This window comes from Bradyrhizobium sp. USDA 4353, from assembly GCF_054063215.1.
On record NZ_JBSSGB010000001.1, the window covers coordinates 4601196 to 4619653 of the forward strand.

Consider the following 18458-nt stretch of genomic DNA (forward strand, 5'->3'; position numbering starts at 1 on the left):
CGCCCTCGCGCCTCGCGCGTCGTTTTGCGTTTTGGCGGTCTGAAGAACAGATCTGGGACGGTTTTGGTTCCGCGCTCTGTGCCTCAGACCTTCGAAATGGATCGAAATTCAACCCGGGATGGCGGTGGCAGCCGCTGTTTCGGAAGGATCGCCCCTCCGGGCGACGACATGAGAGGCCACGATGGCGCAGCAGACATTCACCGGTCGCAAACGTGTTCGCAAGTTCTTTGGACACATCAAGGAAGTCGCGGAGATGCCGAACCTCATCGAGGTTCAGAAGGCATCCTACGACCAGTTCCTGATGGTGGACGAGCCCACGGGCGGCCGGCCGGATGAGGGACTGCAGGCGGTGTTCCGCTCGGTGTTCCCGATCTCCGACTTCTCCGGCACCTCGATGCTGGAATTCGTCCGCTACGAGTTCGAGCCGCCGAAGTATGACGTTGACGAGTGCCGCCAGCGCGGCATGACCTTCGCTGCCCCGCTCAAGGTGACCTTGCGCCTCATCGTGTTCGATATCGACGAGGAAACCGGCGCCAAGTCGGTCAAGGACATCAAGGAGCAGGACGTGTACATGGGCGACATCCCGCTCATGACCATGAACGGCACCTTCATCGTCAACGGCACCGAGCGCGTCATCGTCTCGCAGATGCACCGTTCGCCGGGCGTGTTCTTCGATCACGACAAGGGCAAGACCCATTCGTCGGGCAAGCTGCTGTTCGCCGCCCGCGTCATCCCGTATCGCGGCTCCTGGCTCGACATCGAGTTCGACGCCAAGGACATCGTGTTCGCGCGCATCGACCGTCGCCGCAAGCTGCCGGTGACGTCGCTGATGTTCGCGCTCGGCCTCGATGGCGAGCAGATCCTGGCGACCTTCTACAAGAAGCTGATCTACAAGCGCATCAAGGAAGGCTGGCGCGTTCCGTTCGACGCCAACCGCTTCCGCGGCTACTCGACCGTCAACGACCTAATCGACGCCGACACCGGCAAGGTCGTGCTCGAGGCCGGCAAGAAGCTCACCGTCCGTGCCGCCCGTCAGCTCCAGGAGAAGGGGCTGAAGGCGCTGCGCATGTCGGACGAGGAGCTGCTCGGCAACTACATCGCCGAGGATCTCGTCAACCCGAAGACCGGCGAGATCTACGCCGAGGCCGGCGAGGAGATCACCGACAAGCTGTTCAAGGTGCTGAACGAGCAGGGCTACAAGGACCTGCCGCTGCTCGACATCGACCACGTCAATGTCGGTCCCTACATCCGCAACACGCTGTCGGCCGACAAGAACATGACGCGTGAGGACGCGCTGTTCGACATCTACCGCGTGATGCGTCCGGGTGAGCCGCCGACGCTCGATTCCGCGCAGGCGATGTTCCAGTCGCTGTTCTTCGATGCCGAGCGCTACGACCTGTCCGCGGTCGGCCGCGTCAAGATGAACATGCGCCTCGAGCTCGATGCGCCGGACACCCAGCGCACCCTTCGCAAGGAAGACATCCTTGCGGTCATCAAGACGCTGGTCGACCTGCGCGACGGCAAGGGCGAGATCGACGACATCGACCATCTCGGCAACCGCCGCGTCCGCTCGGTCGGCGAGCTGATGGAGAACCAGTACCGCATCGGTCTGCTCCGCATGGAGCGCGCCATCAAGGAGCGCATGTCGAGCGTCGACATCGACACCGTGATGCCGCAGGACCTGATCAATGCGAAGCCTGCCGCGGCTGCCGTGCGTGAGTTCTTCGGCTCGTCGCAGCTGTCGCAGTTCATGGACCAGACCAACCCGCTGTCGGAGATCACCCACAAGCGTCGCCTCTCGGCGCTTGGACCGGGCGGTCTGACGCGCGAGCGCGCCGGCTTCGAGGTGCGCGACGTGCATCCGACGCATTACGGCCGCATCTGCCCGATCGAGACGCCCGAAGGTCCGAATATCGGCCTGATCAACTCGCTGGCGACGTTTGCCCGCGTCAACAAGTATGGCTTCGTCGAGACGCCGTACCGCAAGGTCAAGGACGGCCGCGTCACCGACGAGGTGGTGTATCTGTCCGCCATGGAGGAGGGGCGCTACCGCGTCGCGCAGGCCAACGTGCCGCTCGATGCCAAGGGCCGCTTCACCGAGGACCTCGTGGTCTGCCGTCACGCCGGCGAAGTCGTGCCGATGACGCCGGACAAGGTCGACTACATGGACGTGTCGCCGAAGCAGCTCGTTTCGGTCGCCGCGGCGCTGATCCCATTCCTCGAGAACGACGACGCCAACCGCGCGCTGATGGGCTCGAACATGCAGCGCCAGGCGGTGCCGCTGGTTCGCGCCGAGGCGCCGTTCGTCGGCACCGGCATGGAAGGCGTGGTCGCCCGTGACTCGGGCGCCGCGATCGCGGCGCGCCGCTCGGGCGTGATCGACCAGATCGACGCCACCCGCGTCGTCATCCGCGCCACGGAAGATCTCGATCCGACCAAGTCGGGCGTCGACATCTACCGGCTGATGAAGTTCCAGCGCTCCAACCAGTCGACCTGCATCAACCAGCGTCCGCTGGTGAAGGTCGGCGACATCGTCAAGAAGGGCGACATCATCGCTGATGGTCCGTCGACCGATCTCGGCGAGCTCGCGCTCGGCCGCAACGTGCTCGTCGCGTTCATGCCGTGGAACGGCTACAACTTCGAAGACTCGATCCTGCTCTCCGAGCGGATCGTGAAGGAGGACGTCTTCACCTCGATCCACATCGAGGAGTTCGAGGTGATGGCCCGCGATACCAAGCTGGGCCCGGAGGAAATCACGCGCGACATTCCGAACGTGTCGGAAGAGGCGCTGAAGAACCTCGACGAAGCAGGCATCGTCTACATCGGCGCGGAAGTGCGCGCCGGCGACATCCTGGTCGGCAAGATCACGCCGAAGGGCGAAAGCCCGATGACGCCGGAAGAGAAGCTGCTCCGCGCCATCTTCGGCGAAAAGGCCTCGGACGTTCGCGACACCTCGCTGCGGGTGCCGCCGGGCGTGCAGGGCACGATCGTCGAGGTCCGCGTGTTCAACCGTCACGGCGTCGACAAGGACGAGCGTGCGCTGGCGATCGAGCGGGAGGAGATCGAGCGTCTGGCCAAGGACCGTGACGACGAGCAGGCGATCCTGGACCGCAACGTCTACAGCCGTCTCGCCGACATGCTGGATGGCCGTCAGGGCATCTCCGGTCCGAAGGGCTTCAAGAAGGACACCAAGATCACCCGTGCGGTGCTCGATGAGTATCCGAAGTCGCAGTGGTGGCTGTTCGCCTCGGCCAACGACAAGCTGATGGCCGAGATCGAGGCCATGCGGAAGCAGTACGACGAGTCGAAGAAGGGGCTGGAACAGCGCTTCCTCGACAAGGTCGAGAAGCTGCAGCGTGGCGACGAGCTGCCGCCGGGCGTCATGAAGATGGTCAAGGTCTTCGTCGCGGTGAAGCGCAAGATCCAGCCGGGCGACAAGATGGCCGGCCGTCACGGCAACAAGGGCGTCGTTTCCAAGATCGTTCCGATCGAGGACATGCCGTTCCTCGAGGACGGCACCCATGCGGACATCGTGCTGAACCCGCTGGGCGTGCCTTCGCGCATGAATGTCGGTCAGATCCTCGAGACGCATCTCGGCTGGGCCTGCGCCGGCCTCGGCAAGCGCATCGCCCAGACGGTCGATGCCTATCTGTCGAAGCAGGACGTCAAGCCGCTGAAGGAGACCTTGAAGCGCATCTACGGCGAGGACGAGACCATCAAGACGCTCAACGACAATGAGCTGCTTGAGCTCGGTCACAATCTGAGCCGCGGCGTGCCGATCGCCACCCCGGTGTTCGACGGCGCCAAGGAGAGCGACATCGAGGAGATGCTGAAGCTCGCCGGCATGGACGCGTCGGGCCAGTCGACCGTCTATGACGGCCGCACCGGCGATGCGTTCGATCGCAAGGTCACCGTCGGCTACATCTACATGCTGAAGCTGCACCATCTGGTCGACGACAAGATCCATGCGCGTTCGATCGGACCGTACTCGCTGGTCACCCAGCAGCCGTTGGGCGGCAAGGCCCAGTTCGGCGGCCAGCGCTTCGGCGAAATGGAGGTGTGGGCGCTCGAAGCTTACGGCGCGGCCTACACGCTGCAGGAGATGCTGACGGTGAAGTCGGACGACGTCGCCGGCCGCACCAAGGTCTACGAGGCGATCGTGCGCGGCGACGACACGTTCGAGGCCGGTATTCCGGAATCGTTCAACGTGCTGGTCAAGGAAATGCGCTCGCTCGGCCTCAACGTCGACCTGCACAACTCGAAGCTCGGACCGGCGCCGACGTCGGAAGCCGCCGAGTAGTTCAAGAGATCCGGCCCGGCCGCCTGTAGCGGCCGGGTGCCGGCGCCTTCCTCCCTCGGGTCGGGCAGGGCGCCGTCTGAAAAGAGATTTTCGAATTTGCGGCTGACCCCCGATCGGTCCGCGAGGAGAATACGATGAACCAAGAAATTATGAATCTCTTCAACCCGACGACGCCGGCTCAGGTCTTCGACCAGATCCGCATCTCGATCGCGTCGCCGGAAAAGATTCTGTCCTGGTCCTACGGCGAGATCAAGAAGCCGGAAACGATCAACTACCGCACGTTCAAGCCGGAGCGCGACGGCCTGTTCTGCGCCCGCATCTTCGGGCCGATCAAGGACTACGAGTGCTTGTGCGGCAAGTACAAGCGGATGAAGTACAAGGGCATCATCTGCGAGAAGTGCTCGGTCGAGGTGACCTTGTCGCGCGTCCGGCGCGAGCGCATGGGTCACATCGAGCTCGCCGCTCCCGTCGCGCACATCTGGTTCCTGAAGTCGCTGCCGTCGCGCATCGGCCTCTTGCTGGACATGACGCTGAAGGATCTCGAGCGGATCCTGTACTTCGAATATTACGTCGTCCTCGAGCCGGGTCTCACCGCGCTCAAGGACCGTCAGCTGCTGTCCGAGGACGAGTACCTCAAGGCGCAGGACGAGTACGGCCAGGACAGCTTCACCGCCATGATCGGCGCCGAGGCCATCCGTGAGCTGCTGCGTGGCCTCGAGTTGGAGAAGCTCGAGCAGACGCTGCGTGCCGAGATGCAGGAGACCGACTCCGACATCAAGCACAAGAAGCTCGCCAAGCGCCTGAAGATCGTCGAGGCCTTCCGCCACTCCGGCAACAAGCCGGAATGGATGATCATGACCGTCGTTCCGGTGATCCCGCCGGACCTGCGGCCGCTGGTGCCGCTCGACGGCGGCCGCTTCGCGACCTCCGACCTCAACGACCTCTACCGCCGCGTCATCAACCGCAACAACCGCTTGAAGCGGCTGATGGAGTTGCGCGCGCCTGACATCATCATCCGCAACGAGAAGCGCATGCTTCAGGAGGCGGTGGATGCGCTGTTCGACAACGGCCGCCGCGGCCGCGTCATCACCGGCGCCAACAAGAGGCCTTTGAAGTCGCTCGCCGACATGCTCAAGGGCAAGCAGGGCCGCTTCCGTCAGAACCTGCTCGGCAAGCGCGTCGACTACTCCGGCCGTTCGGTCATCGTGGTCGGTCCGGAGCTGCGCCTGCATCAGTGCGGCCTGCCGAAGAAGATGGCGCTCGAGCTGTTCAAGCCGTTCATCTACTCGCGGCTCGACGCCAAGGGCCTGTCGACCACGGTCAAGCAGGCCAAGAAGCTGGTCGAGAAGGAGCGTCCCGAGGTCTGGGATATCCTGGACGAGGTCATCCGCGAGCATCCGGTGCTGCTGAACCGCGCCCCGACCCTGCATCGCCTCGGCATTCAGGCGTTCGAGCCGGTGCTGATCGAGGGCAAGGCGATCCAGCTGCATCCGCTGGTCTGCTCGGCCTTCAACGCCGACTTCGACGGCGACCAGATGGCCGTGCACGTTCCGCTGTCGCTCGAAGCGCAGCTGGAAGCGCGCGTGCTGATGATGTCGACCAACAACATCCTGCATCCCGCAAACGGCCAGCCGATCATCGTGCCGTCGCAGGACATCGTGCTCGGTCTCTATTACGTCTCGATCATGCGCGAAGGCATGCCCGGCCAGGGCATGGCGTTCGGCAACATGGCCGAGCTCGAGCATGCGCTGCACGCCAAGGCCATCCATCTGCACAGCAAGATCAAGTATCGCTGGGAGGGGATGAACGAGGAAGGCAAGATCGCCAAGCGCTGGATCGAGACCACCGCGGGCCGCGTCATGCTCGGCAACCTCCTGCCGAAGCATCCGCGCGTCACCTTCGAGGTCATCAACAAGCTGATGACCAAGCGCGAGATCTCTGGCGTCATCGATCAGGTCTACCGTCACTGCGGTCAGAAGGAGACGGTGATCTTCTGCGACCGCATCATGGCGCTCGGCTTCTACAACGCCTTCAAGGCGGGCATCTCGTTCGGCAAGGACGACATGGTCGTGCCGGCGGGCAAGTGGAAGATCGTCGACACCACGCGTACGCTGGCGAAGGATTTCGAGCAGCAGTACAATGACGGCCTGATCACCCATGGCGAGAAGTACAACAAGGTCGTCGACGCCTGGTCGAAGGCCTCGGAAGAGATCGCCAAGGAGATGATGAAGGAGATCTCCGTCACCAAGAAGACGGCGACGGGCGCCGATGCCGACATCAACTCGATCTACATGATGTCGCACTCCGGTGCGCGTGGTTCGCCGGCCCAGATGCGTCAGCTCGCCGGCATGCGCGGCCTGATGGCCAAGCCGTCGGGTGAGATCATCGAGACGCCGATCATCTCGAACTTCAAGGAAGGTCTCTCGGTTCTCGAGTACTTCAACTCGACCCACGGCGCCCGTAAGGGTCTCGCGGACACGGCGTTGAAGACCGCGAACTCGGGCTACCTGACCCGTCGTCTGGTGGACGTCGCGCAGGACTGCATCATCACGCAGGACGATTGCGGCACCCATCTCGGCATCAAGATGCGCGCGATCGTCGACGCCGGCACCTTGGTGGCCTCGCTCGGCTCGCGCATCCTGGGCCGCGTGCCCTGCGATGACGTGCGCGATCCCGCCACCAACGCGGTGCTGGTCAAGGCCGGCACCCTGATGGAGGAGAGCCACATCGACGCCATCCAGCAGGCTGGCGTGCAGGAGGTGAAGATCCGCTCGGCGCTGACTTGCGAGCTGGTCAACGGCATCTGCAAGATGTGCTACGGCCGCGACCTCGCGCGCGGTACGCCGGTCAACCACGGTGAGGCTGTCGGCGTCATCGCCGCGCAGTCGATCGGAGAGCCCGGCACCCAGCTGACGATGCGTACCTTCCACATCGGCGGTGCGGCGCAGCTGAACGAGCAGTCCTTCGTGGAATCGAACTTCGAAGGCAAGGTGGTCATCCGCAACAAGGCGATCGCTCGCAACAGCGAGGGGCACCTGATCGCGATGGTCCGCAACATGGTCGTGACGATCGTCGACCCCGACGGCACCGAGCGTGCGACGCACCGTATCCAGTACGGCTCGCGCATGCATGTCGACGACGGCGACATGATCAAGCGCGGCCAGCGCATCGCGGAGTGGGATCCTTACACCCGCCCGATCCTCACGGAAGCGGAGGGCACGATCGGGTTCGAGGATCTGACCGAAGGTCTGTCGATCTCGGAAACGCTCGACGAGTCCACCGGTATCGCCAAGCGCGTGGTCATCGACTGGCGTGGAACGCGCGGTGGCGCGGATCTGCGTCCGGCGATCGTGATCAAGGGCAAGGACGGCAAGGTGCTCAAGCTCGCCCGTGGCGGCGATGCCCGCTACATGCTGTCGGTCGACGCCATTCTGTCGGTCGACGTCGGGGCGACGGTCAAGCCGGGCGACATCCTGGCGCGTATCTCGACCGAGAGCGCCAAGACGCGCGACATCACCGGCGGTCTGCCGCGGGTGGCGGAGCTGTTCGAAGCGCGCAAGCCGAAGGATGCCGCGATCATCGCTGAGATCGCCGGCACCATCCGGTTCGGGCGTGACTACAAGAACAAGCGTCGCATCTCGATCGAGCCGGTGGACAAGACCGAGGAGGCGCGCGAGTACCTGATCCCGAAGGGCAAGCACATCCACCTTCAGGACGGCGACATCGTCGAGAAGGGTGACTTCATCGTCGAAGGCAACCCGGCGCCGCACGACATCCTGGCGATCAAGGGCATCGAGGAGCTCGCGGCCTATCTGGTCAACGAGATCCAGGAGGTCTACCGGTTGCAGGGCGTGCTCATCAACGACAAGCACATCGAGGTGATTGTCCGTCAGATGCTGCAGAAGATCGAGGTCACCGACCAGGGCGACACCGACATGATCGCCGGCGAGCAGGTCGACAAGATCGAGTTCGACGCGCTGAACCTGAAGGCGCAGGAGGAGGGCAAGAAGCCCGCCACCGGCAATCCGGTTCTGCTCGGCATCACCAAGGCGAGCCTGCAGACGCGGTCGTTCTTCTCGGCGGCTTCGTTCCAGGAGACCACGCGCGTCCTCACGGAAGCCGCGGTCAACGGCAAGATCGACCCGCTCGAGGGTCTCAAGGAGAACGTCATCGTCGGCCGCCTGATCCCGGCCGGCACCGGCGCCTCCATGGCCCGCATCCGCGAGGTCGCTCTCAAGCGCGACAAGCTGATTCTCGACGAGCGCGAGAAGCAGGCGGCGATTGTGCCGGCGCAGCCCGAGCCGCAGCCGCTGGCGCTGCCGCCCGCAGAGTAAACAGAACGTCGCGGCAGCCCTGACGGTGTCAGGTGCTGCCGTTCATTCATCGACGAGAGAAAAGGCCGGCGCTTGCCGGCCTTTTTTTGACAAGATTTTCTCCCGTTGCCGCTCTGCTGCCCCGTTGTTCATCTTCCCTTCAGGCACAAAGGCGCTTCTGGGAGCATCAGATCCGCTGAGCTGATGTCCGTCCACCGCGCGTGGCGATGCGCCGATTTGCTCGGGCGCAAACCCTGTGCGGGCCGGATAGGCTATGGCCGATCGAGCCCCGAGGGTGGCAGACCCGAGACACGGACGACCGGCGCTGTCCCAGACAGCCGGAGATGGCGGAACTTCGATGCTTGACCTTGCGATTGTTGGTGGCGGCCCGGGCGGCCTGATGAGCGCCTGGTACTTGCGGCGGAAGCTCGGCGATCTCTGCAAGGTAACGATTTTCGAGGCATCGGACCGGCTCGGCGGCAAGATCGTCACGCGCAAGTTCGACTCAGCGCCTGCGATGTATGAAGCCGGCGTCGCCGAGATCTACGATTACTCGATGACCGGCCCCGATCCGTTGCGCGAGCTGATCCAGCATTTCGGCCTGCAGACGATTCCGATGGATGCGCTTCAGGTGCAGCTCGACGGCGAGCTGCTCGACGACGTGCCGGGCCTGCGCCGCAAATATGGGCCGAAGACGGCTGCGGCTGTCGAGGCGTTCCGCAAGCGCTGCTCGGAGGTGATGTCGCCGGTCGAGTATTACGAGGGCGTCGGCGCGCACGACAACGAGCACCCCTGGGCCTACAAGACCTGCGAGGAGCTGCTCGACGAGGAGGTGGAGGATCCCACCGCGAAGCGCTTCTTCAAGGTGATGTCGCGCTCCGACATCGCCACCGAGGCCCACAACACCAATGGCCTCAACGCGCTCAAGAACTTCGTGATGGATATCGACGACTATATCGGTCTGTATTCCATTCAGAACGGCAACGAGCAGCTGATCGAGTGCCTGCGCTCGGAGGTCGACGCCGACATCCAGCTCAATCACCGTGTGCTGCGCATCGGCAAGACCGAGCAGGGCCGCTATCGCCTCAACATGATGAACGGTAAGGGGCCGGAGACGCGCGAGTTCGATCTCGTGCTGGTCTGTCTGCCGCATTCCTGGCTGTCGACGGTCGGCTGGGACGGCGAGAAGCTGCGCCAGTCGATGGTCAAGCACGTCGCCTATTTCGATCGTCCCGCGCATTATCTGCGCGTCTCGATCCTGTTCGATTCGCCGTTCTGGGGCGACAAGATCCCGGGCTCCTGGTTCATGTCGGAAGCGTTCGGCGGCTGCTGCATCTACAACGAGGGCTCGCGCCACGATGTCGGCAAGCACGGCGTGCTGAACTGGCTGATCGCAGGTTCCGACGCGCTGGCCTTCGCCAATCTCTCCGACCAGGAGCTGATCGACGCGGCGCTCAAGTCGCTGCCGGCGGCGCTCGGCGATGCCCGCGCGCATTTCATGGAAGGCAAGATCCACCGCTGGCTGTCGTCGGTCAACGCGCTGCCCGGCGGACTGCCGGTGCGCGACGTCATGACCAATCACCGTCCCGAGCCGAAGGAACACCCGGGCATCGTGGTGGTCGGCGACTATCTGTTCGATTCGACGCTCAACGGTCTGCTCGATTCCTCGGACGCCGCGACCGACATCATCCTGACCGAGATGATGCGGCTGCGCCGCGCCAAGTCGCAGGCGGAGAAACCGCTGTCCGACAAGATCGACCGCGATTATTTCGACAATTATCGCGGGCAGGGGCCATACAGCGAAGCCTGGTCGCAGTTCACCGATCCGGACTACCTGCTCAGCCTGATCAAGATCGTCTGGAACAAGAGCAAGGGCAAAGGCTACAAGCTGCTGGTCGCAGGCTCCGCCAGTGGCGAGCTGGTCGGCGCGCTGCGTGACCGCGGCATCGATGCCTGGGGCATCGAGAACAACCGCTACATCCACGGCAAGACGCCAAAGGCGCTCAAGAAGTACAACAAGCTCGGCTCGATCGCCGACCTGCCGTTCAAGACCGGCGAGTTCGATTTCGTGTTCGAGACCAGCCTGTGCCATCTCGGCGACAAGCAGGTCGCGCGCGCGATTCGCGAGCTCAACCGGGTGGTCAAGACCGGCCTGGTGTTCGGCTCGATCACCTCGGACATGGCGCCGGCGCTGGTCGACCGCTATGACCTGCTGCGCGGCGTCAAGAAGCTCGGCACCTGGTGGGAATGGTCGGAGCTGTTCTTCGGCAACGGCTTCGATCTGGCGATGCACCGCCGCGACTGCACCGACGAGGTGTGGGCCGCCACACTGGCCGCCAACAAGGGCCCGGGCCAGTGGTATGCCGACGCGGACAGCCTGCGCTACTCATTCTTCGACAAGGTCGAGGACGAGGATTGAGGACGCTGGCCGCGGCGCTGTGCAGATGTTAAATGCCTGACGCGCAAGGCTGGCGCTCTCGTCCGCCGCGCTGCTTCGGTTGGTTGCATGGCGCCCAAGAAACCAGGATCAGAGTCGAGACCGGCCTCCAAATCGGGCTCGAAGCGAGGTTCGAAATCGGGTTCGACCCCGGGGGCGCCCGCTCAGACCGCGGACGATCGGATCGCCGGTGAGCGAATCGCGGCTGCCGCCGGTGCCGCGGCTGAGATCGCGAAGCGTCTTTCCGGAGCCGGCGCGCCCCAAGCGCCGCAGGCAACAGAGCCGCCGCAGGCAACAGAGCCGCCGCAGGCAACTGAACCGCCGCAGGCACCTGAAGCACCGGTTCCCGTCAACGCGCCGCTGACGTCCGAAGCGCCGCAGCCCTCCGAACAGTCACAGGCCGCCAAATCGCCTGAGGCAGCAAAGCCGCCGCCAGCATCTAGTTCGGCGCAGCCCACCAAGCCGCCGCAGGCCGCCAAGCCACCAGAGGCCAGCAAGCCTGCACCGCCGCCCTCCGACGAGGACGACGATGATGACGATGAGGACGATCTCGACGACGATGACGACGAGGACCTCGTCGTCTACTCGGCCCGTGAGGCCGCCGGCGCGCTTGCGACGATCTATGGCTTCGTCTCGCCGCTACTCGGCAAATACAAGAAGATGCTGACCTTCGTCTCGATCGGCGTGCTGATCGAGACGCTGTTCAACGTCATCATGCCGCTCAGCCTCAAGTTCCTGATCGACGACGCGCTCGGCGAGGAGGATTTCGAGGCGCTGTACCGCATCCTCGGCGTGCTCGCGGTCGCCGGCATCTTCACCTCGATCGTCGCCGTGCTGTACGAGCGCTGGGACGCGCGGCTCGCGGCCTGCATCATCTCCGACGTCCGCACGCGCCTGTTCGACCACGTGCAGAACCTGCCGGCGGCGTATTTCCAGCGCACCAAGCGCGGCGAGATCCTGTCGCGCTTCTCGGTCGACATGTCGGCGTTCGAGGGCGTGGTGAAATCCTTCGCCAACAGCGCCGCATTGCCGCTGCTCGAGCTCATCGCCGGCATCATCCTGATGCTGTTCCTCAACTGGCAGCTCGCCGCGATCGCGCTCCTGGTGTTCCCGATCACCCTGATCGGCCCGCGCATCCTGACGCCCAAGGCGGTGCAGGCGAATTACGAGCAGAAGCTCAACGAGGCCACGCTGCTCGGCGTGATCCAGGAGAACATCGCGGCCCAAGCCGTGATCAAGGCCTTCAGCCTGCACCGCAAGGTGTTCGGCTGGTTCACGTTCCGGAACGACGCGGCGCGGCGCAAGATGGCCGACGCGATGTTCCTCTCGACCATGGTGGAGCGCACCGTGACCATCGCGGTGCTGCTGCTGCACTTGGTGGTGCTGGCGATCGGCGCCTATCTCGCCACCAAGGGCCAGATCACGGTCGGCACCTTCGTCACCTTCGAGAGCGCGTTCTGGGAGGTGTCCTACAACATCGCCCACGTCATGCACTTCATCCCGGTGTCGATCTCCTCCGCCGCCGCGATCCGCCACATGCAGGAGTTGCTCGACGAGCCCACGCGCGGCGCCGACCGACCGGGCGCGCCGGACCTGCCGCGCATCAGCCACGACATCACCTTCGAGCGTGTATCCTTCCAGTACGAGGGCAGCCAGACGCCCGTGCTCGACAATCTCAGCCTCAAGCTCGACGTCGGCAAGCGCATCGCCATCGTCGGTCCGTCAGGCTCCGGCAAGAGCACGCTGCTCAACCTGATCCTGCGGCTCTACGTGCCTGATGAGGGGCGCGTCACCATCGATGGCGTCGACATCCGCAAGGTCACGCGCGATTCGCTTCGCGGCAGCATGGCGGTGGTGTTCCAGGAGAACATGCTGTTCAACATGTCGCTGCGGGAGAACATCCGGCTCGGCAAGGAGAACGCCACCGACGAGGAGGTGGAGGAGGCGGCCAAGAAGGCCGAGATCCACCGCTACATCATGAGCCTGCCGCAGAAATACGACACCCTGGTCGGCGAGCGCGGCGACACGCTGTCAGGCGGCCAGCGCCAGCGCATTGCGATTGCCCGCGCCATCATCCGCAATCCCTCGGTGCTGCTGCTCGACGAGGCGACCTCGGCGCTCGATCAGACCACGGAAGCGGCGATCAACCGCACCCTGCTGAAGGTCTCCAAGGGCCGCACCATGATCTGGTCGACCCACCGGCTGACCTCGGTGGTCGAGATGGACGAGATCATCGTCATCTCCGGCGGCCGCGCCATCGAGCGTGGCAGCCACGCCGAGCTGCTCGCCAAGAACGGCACCTACCGCAAGCTCTGGGACGACCAGGGCCATCAGCCGAGCCGGCAGGATCAGGTCGACGACGACAGCGACGATGATGACGAGGAAGACGACCTCGAGGACGACGAGGATGATGAGGAGGACGACGAGGAATAGGCATCGAGCGGCGTGCTCGCCAAACGGTGCTTGAGCCCGCGGCCGAGCGACACCGCGAATCGCGCCCAGCGCTGCGCCAGCCAATAAGGACTGGTGCCGATCGAGACCTCGCGGAACTGCCAGGCCTTCTGCAGCGACCACGCATCGCAGGCGGTCTTGACGGGATCGTCATAGAACGCGGCGATCTTGCCCTCGCTCATTCCGTCCGTCGCCAGCCAGCGCGGGATGTGGACGTTGCACAGGCGCTCGACGTCGGTGAACACCTTGTCGGAGCCGGTGCCGGTGACCGGGCAGGTGGTGCAGAAAGCGTCGCCGACCAGCACCACGCCGGGCATGCGGGTGCCGCTGTTGACGACGAGGTCGGCCGGCCGGACCTTCACCTCGCCGACAACGGCATAGTCGCCGGTGATCCGTCTGAGGCCGGGCAGGGCGGCATCCAGGGTTTCGACCGGGTGACGCCGAACCGACCGCATCCAGGGATCATCCAGCTCGCGATAGGCGAACAGGTTCGCCCGCATGCGGTCTCCAATCGGGAACAGGGTCACGTAGGGCACCCGCGCGCACGCCCGCTCCTGGAAATAGGTCATCGCCGGGAACGGGAACGTCGAGCGGCCGACCGGCTCCAGATCGAAGCCGACCGAGATCGAATGCGCCGGGCTGGTGGTGGTGCGGGTGATTCCCAGCTGATGCCGCAGGCCGACGTTCAGCCCATTGGCGAGGACGACCAGCCGGGCGGAGATCGTCTCGCCATTGGAGAGGACGACGGATTGGCGATCCTCGCTCGGGGTAATCGCGACCGCCTTGGCGACGATTCGCAGGACCTGATCCGGGATCTCCTCGCGCACGGCCGCGACCAGCGCATCGTAGAGGATGCCGTATTGGTGCACCGGCGCCTTGTCGAGCACATAGCCGAATCGGGCGATCCAGTTCTCGGCGGCCAGGGTCGCCCGATGCAGCGCCTTGTCTGCCGCTCCCGTGCGCCGGAAGCGCGCGATCTGCTCGGCCCCCGAGATCTTCTCGATTCGGAAGTCCGGCGGGTAAACCTCGTGGGGATCGACCAGAATTGCCGCGATGCCGGCACGCCCGAGCATGGCCGCCGTGATCGAGCCGGCCAGCCCGCCGCCGATGATCGCGATGTCGGTATAGTGCGGCATGGGACGCCTCGTCGAAGCGTCATCCTTGGCGCGCAAAGCCGAACAAAGCCTTAGCCGCGCTGTTTCAGATTGTTGCGGAGGGTGAACGGAGAACCGAAGGGGTTAGTGGGGTTGGCAAAGGCGCTGCCGCGCTGCATCCCCGCTACGTGATGCCAGTGGCGCCGTGCCCACCGTCGGACGGCAAGCTCGTGGTGAGATGGTGGGCACGCTGCCGCCTCCGGCGGCCGCTTTGCCCACCCTACGGCACCGCAATTTCCAAGCGTCATCAGAGCCTTGACCGGCCGACTTGAATGAATAGGTAAGCTCTCCTGGTCTTGGCTGGCTCGCGCGGCTCTGTGCGTTGTCGTGACCGACATAGAAACGGCTGGTTTGCGCGTCCTGCGGCGTCGTTTTGCTTGACTTGGGGTTTTACCACTTATAAAAGGCCCGCACTCAACGACAGGCGGTGAGCTTCGCCAGCGTCGGTACGGATCACCCGGACCGCCCTCTACAGGGCAGGATGGGCACCAACCTCGACGAATGCCGCTCAAACGCTGTCGATCATAGCTAGGCAATGCCAGAACGATTTTAGATCTCTCGAGCTCGTTCTCTTGAGACCAATTTCGGATGCATGACCTCGGTAGGCCGCCGCCGGCGCAAGCAGGGTGGTGGTGATCGCGGTCCTCTGTGGCGTCAAGCGCTTTCCGTTCAGCGATGAACGGTTGGCGCGATTTCGTTTTGCGCGGATTTTTCGCGCTGGGCGGCCCGGTGAGGCGGGGAACCTCGAACAGAATTTGCGGAAATCCCTGGTGGTTTCCGTGTGAACGTTGAGAAGGGTGAAGGCCAAGATGCCGACGATCAACCAGCTGATCGCAAATCCGCGCGAAGTGCAGAAGTCGCGCAAGAAGGTGCCGGCGCTGCAGCAGTCGCCGCAGAAGCGTGGCGTTTGCACGCGCGTCTACACCACGACCCCGAAGAAGCCGAACTCGGCGCTTCGTAAGGTCGCCAAGGTGCGCCTGACCAACGGCTTCGAGGTGATCGGCTACATCCCGGGTGAAGGCCATAACCTCCAGGAGCACTCGGTGGTCATGATCCGCGGCGGCCGCGTCAAGGACTTGCCGGGCGTGCGCTACCACATCCTCCGCGGCGTGCTGGATACCCAGGGCGTCAAGAACCGTAAGCAGCGTCGTTCGAAGTACGGCGCGAAGCGTCCGAAGTAAGACGCTTAACTAAGACGTTCGAGAGAAGCGGGAACAGATCAGATGTCGCGTCGCCATTCAGCCGAAAAGCGTGAAGTGCTTCCGGATCCGAAGTTCGGGAACATCATCGTCACCAAGTTCATGAATTCGGTGATGTACGCCGGCAAGAAGTCGGTCGCCGAAGGAATCGTCTACGGCGCGTTCGGGATCATCGAGGCCAAGACCAAGCAGAGCCCGCTGACCGTGTTCGAGCAGGCGCTCGAGAACGTCATGCCGACCATCGAAGTGCGCTCGCGTCGCGTCGGTGGTGCGACCTACCAGGTGCCGGTCGAAGTTCGCTCGACCCGCCGCCAGGCGCTGGGCATCCGCTGGCTGATCTCGGCGGCCCGTGACCGCAACGAGAAGACCATGACCGAGCGTCTGTCGGCCGAGTTGCTCGACGCGTCGAACAACCGCGGGAACGCCGTGAAGAAGCGTGAAGACGTGCACCGGATGGCGGAAGCCAATCGCGCCTTCTCGCACTACCGCTGGTAACAGCGGCCCGAACGGAAATCAGGGAACAGATCCATGCCTCGCCAACACGCCATCGAAGACTATCGTAACTTCGGCATCATGGCGCATATCGACGCCGGTAAGACGACGACGACCGAGCGCATCCTGTACTACACCGGCAAGAGCCATAAGATCGGCGAAGTGCACGAAGGTGCCGCGACGATGGACTGGATGGAGCAGGAGCAGGAGCGTGGCATCACGATCACTTCGGCTGCCACAACCGCGTTCTGGAACGGCAAGCGCCTGAACATCATCGACACCCCCGGCCACGTCGACTTCACCATCGAAGTCGAGCGTTCGCTCCGCGTGCTCGACGGTGCCGTGTGCGTGCTCGATTCCAACCAGGGCGTCGAGCCGCAGACCGAGACCGTCTGGCGCCAGGGCGACAAGTACAAGGTGCCGCGCATCGTCTTCGCCAACAAGATGGACAAGACCGGTGCCGACTTCTTCAAGTGCCTGGCCGACATCGTCGACCGCCTGGGCGCGAAGCCGGTTGCGATCCAGCTGCCGATCGGCGCTGAGAACAACTTCAAGGGCTGCGTCGATCTCGTGACCATGAAGGCGATCGTCTGGAACGACGAGTCGCTCGGCGCGAAGTTCGACTATGTCGAGATCCCGGCTGACCTGGCCGACCAGGCCAAGGAATATCGCGAGAAGCTGGTGGAAGCCGCCGTCGAGCTCGACGACGACGCCATGTCGGCCTACCTCGACGGTACCGAGCCGGACGAGGCGACGCTCAAGAAGCTGATCCGCAAGGCCGTGCTGTCGGGCGCGTTCTATCCCGTGCTGTGCGGCTCTGCCTTCAAGAACAAGGGCGTGCAGCCGCTGCTCGACGCCGTCGTCGACTATCTGCCGTCGCCGCTCGACGTCCCCGCGATCAAGGGCACCGACGACAAGGGCAACGAGGTCGTGCGCAAGGCGGACGACAAGGAGCCGCTGTCGCTGCTGGCGTTCAAGATCATGGACGACCCGTTCGTCGGCACGATCACGTTCTGCCGCATCTATTCGGGCATCCTGACCTCGGGCACCGGTGTCGTGAACTCGACCCGCGAGAAGAAGGAGCGCATCGGCCGCATGCTGCTGATGCATGCGAACAACCGCGAGGACATCAAGGAAGCCTATGCGGGCGACATCGTCGCTCTCGCCGGCCTCAAGGAAGCCCGCACCGGTGACACGCTGTGCGATCCGAACAACCAGGTCATCCTGGAGAAGATGGAATTCCCGGAGCCGGTCATCGAGATCGCGATCGAGCCGAAGTCGAAGGCCGACCAGGAGAAGCTGGGCATCGCGCTGGCGAAGCTCGCGGCTGAGGATCCGTCCTTCCGCGTGTCGACCGATCACGAGTCGGGCCAGACCATCCTCAAGGGCATGGGCGAGCTCCATCTCGACATCAAGGTCGACATTCTGAAGCGCACCTACAAGGTCGATGCGAACATCGGCGCGCCGCAGGTGGCGTTCCGTGAGCGCATCACCAAGCCGGCCAATGTGGACTACACCCACAAGAAGCAGACCGGCGGCACCGGCCAGTTCGCGGCCGTCAGCCTCGTGGTCGAGCCGAACGAGCCGGGCGGCGGCTACGTGTTCGAGTCCAAGATCGTCGGTGGTGCGGTTCCGAAGGAATACATCCCGGGCGTCGAAAAGGGCATCGAGAGCGTGCTCGGCGCGGGCGTGGTTGCCGGCTTCCCGGTGGTCGACGTCAAGGTGGCGCTGGTCGACGGCAAGTATCACGACGTCGACTCGTCGGCGCTGGCCTTCGAAATCGCATCGCGCGCTGCCTTCCGCGAGGCGCTGCAGAAGGGCAAGTCGGTTCTGCTCGAGCCGATCATGAAGGTCGAGGTCGTGACCCCGGAAGACTACACCGGCTCGGTGATCGGCGACCTGAACTCGCGTCGTGGCCAGATCCAGGGCCAGGACATGCGCGGCAATGCCAACGTCATCAACGCGATGGTGCCGCTCATGAACATGTTCGGTTACGTGAATAACCTGCGCTCGATGAGCCAGGGTCGCGCGACCTTCACGATGCAGTTCTCGCACTACGCTGAAGCGCCGGCCAACGTGTCGGCTGAAGTCCAGAAGAAGTTTGCCTGATTG

At 64.0% G+C, this 18458-nt stretch carries 8 protein-coding genes; 7 read left to right on the forward strand and 1 reads right to left on the reverse strand.

What is annotated here, in order from left to right; translation table 11 throughout:
• Positions 1-181: 181 nt before the first annotated feature.
• From rpoB to ACVILH_RS20660, 4 genes are all read left to right on the forward strand, one after another.
• Positions 182-4300 (forward strand): DNA-directed RNA polymerase subunit beta, encoded by a 4119-nt coding sequence (rpoB, locus tag ACVILH_RS20645; protein ID WP_456714529.1) that lies wholly within the window; start codon positions 182-184, stop codon positions 4298-4300.
• A gap of 134 nt (positions 4301-4434) precedes the next feature.
• Positions 4435-8634 carry a DNA-directed RNA polymerase subunit beta' gene (gene rpoC / locus ACVILH_RS20650; protein ID WP_456714530.1) on the forward strand — a complete coding sequence of 1400 codons (4200 nt, stop codon included), beginning with the start codon at positions 4435-4437 and terminating at the stop codon, positions 8632-8634.
• Between the two features lie 337 nt (positions 8635-8971).
• Complete coding sequence (locus ACVILH_RS20655; protein ID WP_456714531.1) at positions 8972-11032, forward strand: FAD-dependent oxidoreductase; 2061 nt, start codon at positions 8972-8974, stop codon at positions 11030-11032.
• An 87-nt stretch (positions 11033-11119) separates the two neighbouring features.
• A complete protein-coding gene (locus ACVILH_RS20660; RefSeq protein WP_456714532.1) occupies positions 11120-13483 on the forward strand; it encodes an ABC transporter transmembrane domain-containing protein in 2364 nt (787 codons plus the stop codon).
• Here ACVILH_RS20660 and ACVILH_RS20665 read toward each other — a convergent pair.
• On the reverse strand, positions 13399-14637 hold the full coding sequence (locus ACVILH_RS20665; RefSeq protein WP_456714533.1) for an FAD-dependent monooxygenase: 1239 nt from the start codon (positions 14635-14637) through the stop codon (positions 13399-13401). The genes ACVILH_RS20660 and ACVILH_RS20665 overlap by 85 nt on opposite strands.
• A gap of 827 nt (positions 14638-15464) precedes the next feature.
• On the opposite strand from ACVILH_RS20665, the gene rpsL reads away from it, so the two are divergent.
• From rpsL to fusA, 3 genes are read left to right on the forward strand one after another with little or no spacing between them, the layout of a single operon-like run.
• On the forward strand, positions 15465-15836 hold the full coding sequence (gene rpsL, locus ACVILH_RS20670) for a 30S ribosomal protein S12 (RefSeq protein WP_006611834.1): 372 nt from the start codon (positions 15465-15467) through the stop codon (positions 15834-15836).
• A 42-nt stretch (positions 15837-15878) separates the two neighbouring features.
• Positions 15879-16349, forward strand: coding sequence for a 30S ribosomal protein S7 (rpsG, locus tag ACVILH_RS20675; RefSeq protein WP_006611835.1), 471 nt, complete (start codon positions 15879-15881; stop codon positions 16347-16349).
• A 33-nt stretch (positions 16350-16382) separates the two neighbouring features.
• A complete protein-coding gene (gene fusA / locus ACVILH_RS20680) occupies positions 16383-18455 on the forward strand; it encodes an elongation factor G (protein ID WP_456714534.1) in 2073 nt (690 codons plus the stop codon).
• The last annotated feature ends 3 nt before the right edge of the window (positions 18456-18458 follow it).

Excerpts from the sequence above, each read along its gene's own strand:
- rpoB (WP_456714529.1), top strand. The coding sequence starts at position 182 with ATGGCGCAGCAGACATTCACCGGTCGCAAACGTGTTCGCAAGTTCTTT.
- rpsL (WP_006611834.1), top strand. The coding sequence starts at position 15,465 with ATGCCGACGATCAACCAGCTGATCGCAAATCCGCGCGAAGTGCAGAAG.
- fusA (WP_456714534.1), top strand. The coding sequence starts at position 16,383 with ATGCCTCGCCAACACGCCATCGAAGACTATCGTAACTTCGGCATCATG.
- ACVILH_RS20660 (WP_456714532.1), top strand. The coding sequence starts at position 11,120 with ATGGCGCCCAAGAAACCAGGATCAGAGTCGAGACCGGCCTCCAAATCG.
- rpsG (WP_006611835.1), top strand. The coding sequence starts at position 15,879 with ATGTCGCGTCGCCATTCAGCCGAAAAGCGTGAAGTGCTTCCGGATCCG.
- rpoC (WP_456714530.1), top strand. The coding sequence starts at position 4,435 with ATGAACCAAGAAATTATGAATCTCTTCAACCCGACGACGCCGGCTCAG.
- ACVILH_RS20665 (WP_456714533.1), bottom strand. The coding sequence starts at position 14,637 with ATGCCGCACTATACCGACATCGCGATCATCGGCGGCGGGCTGGCCGGC.
- ACVILH_RS20655 (WP_456714531.1), top strand. The coding sequence starts at position 8,972 with ATGCTTGACCTTGCGATTGTTGGTGGCGGCCCGGGCGGCCTGATGAGC.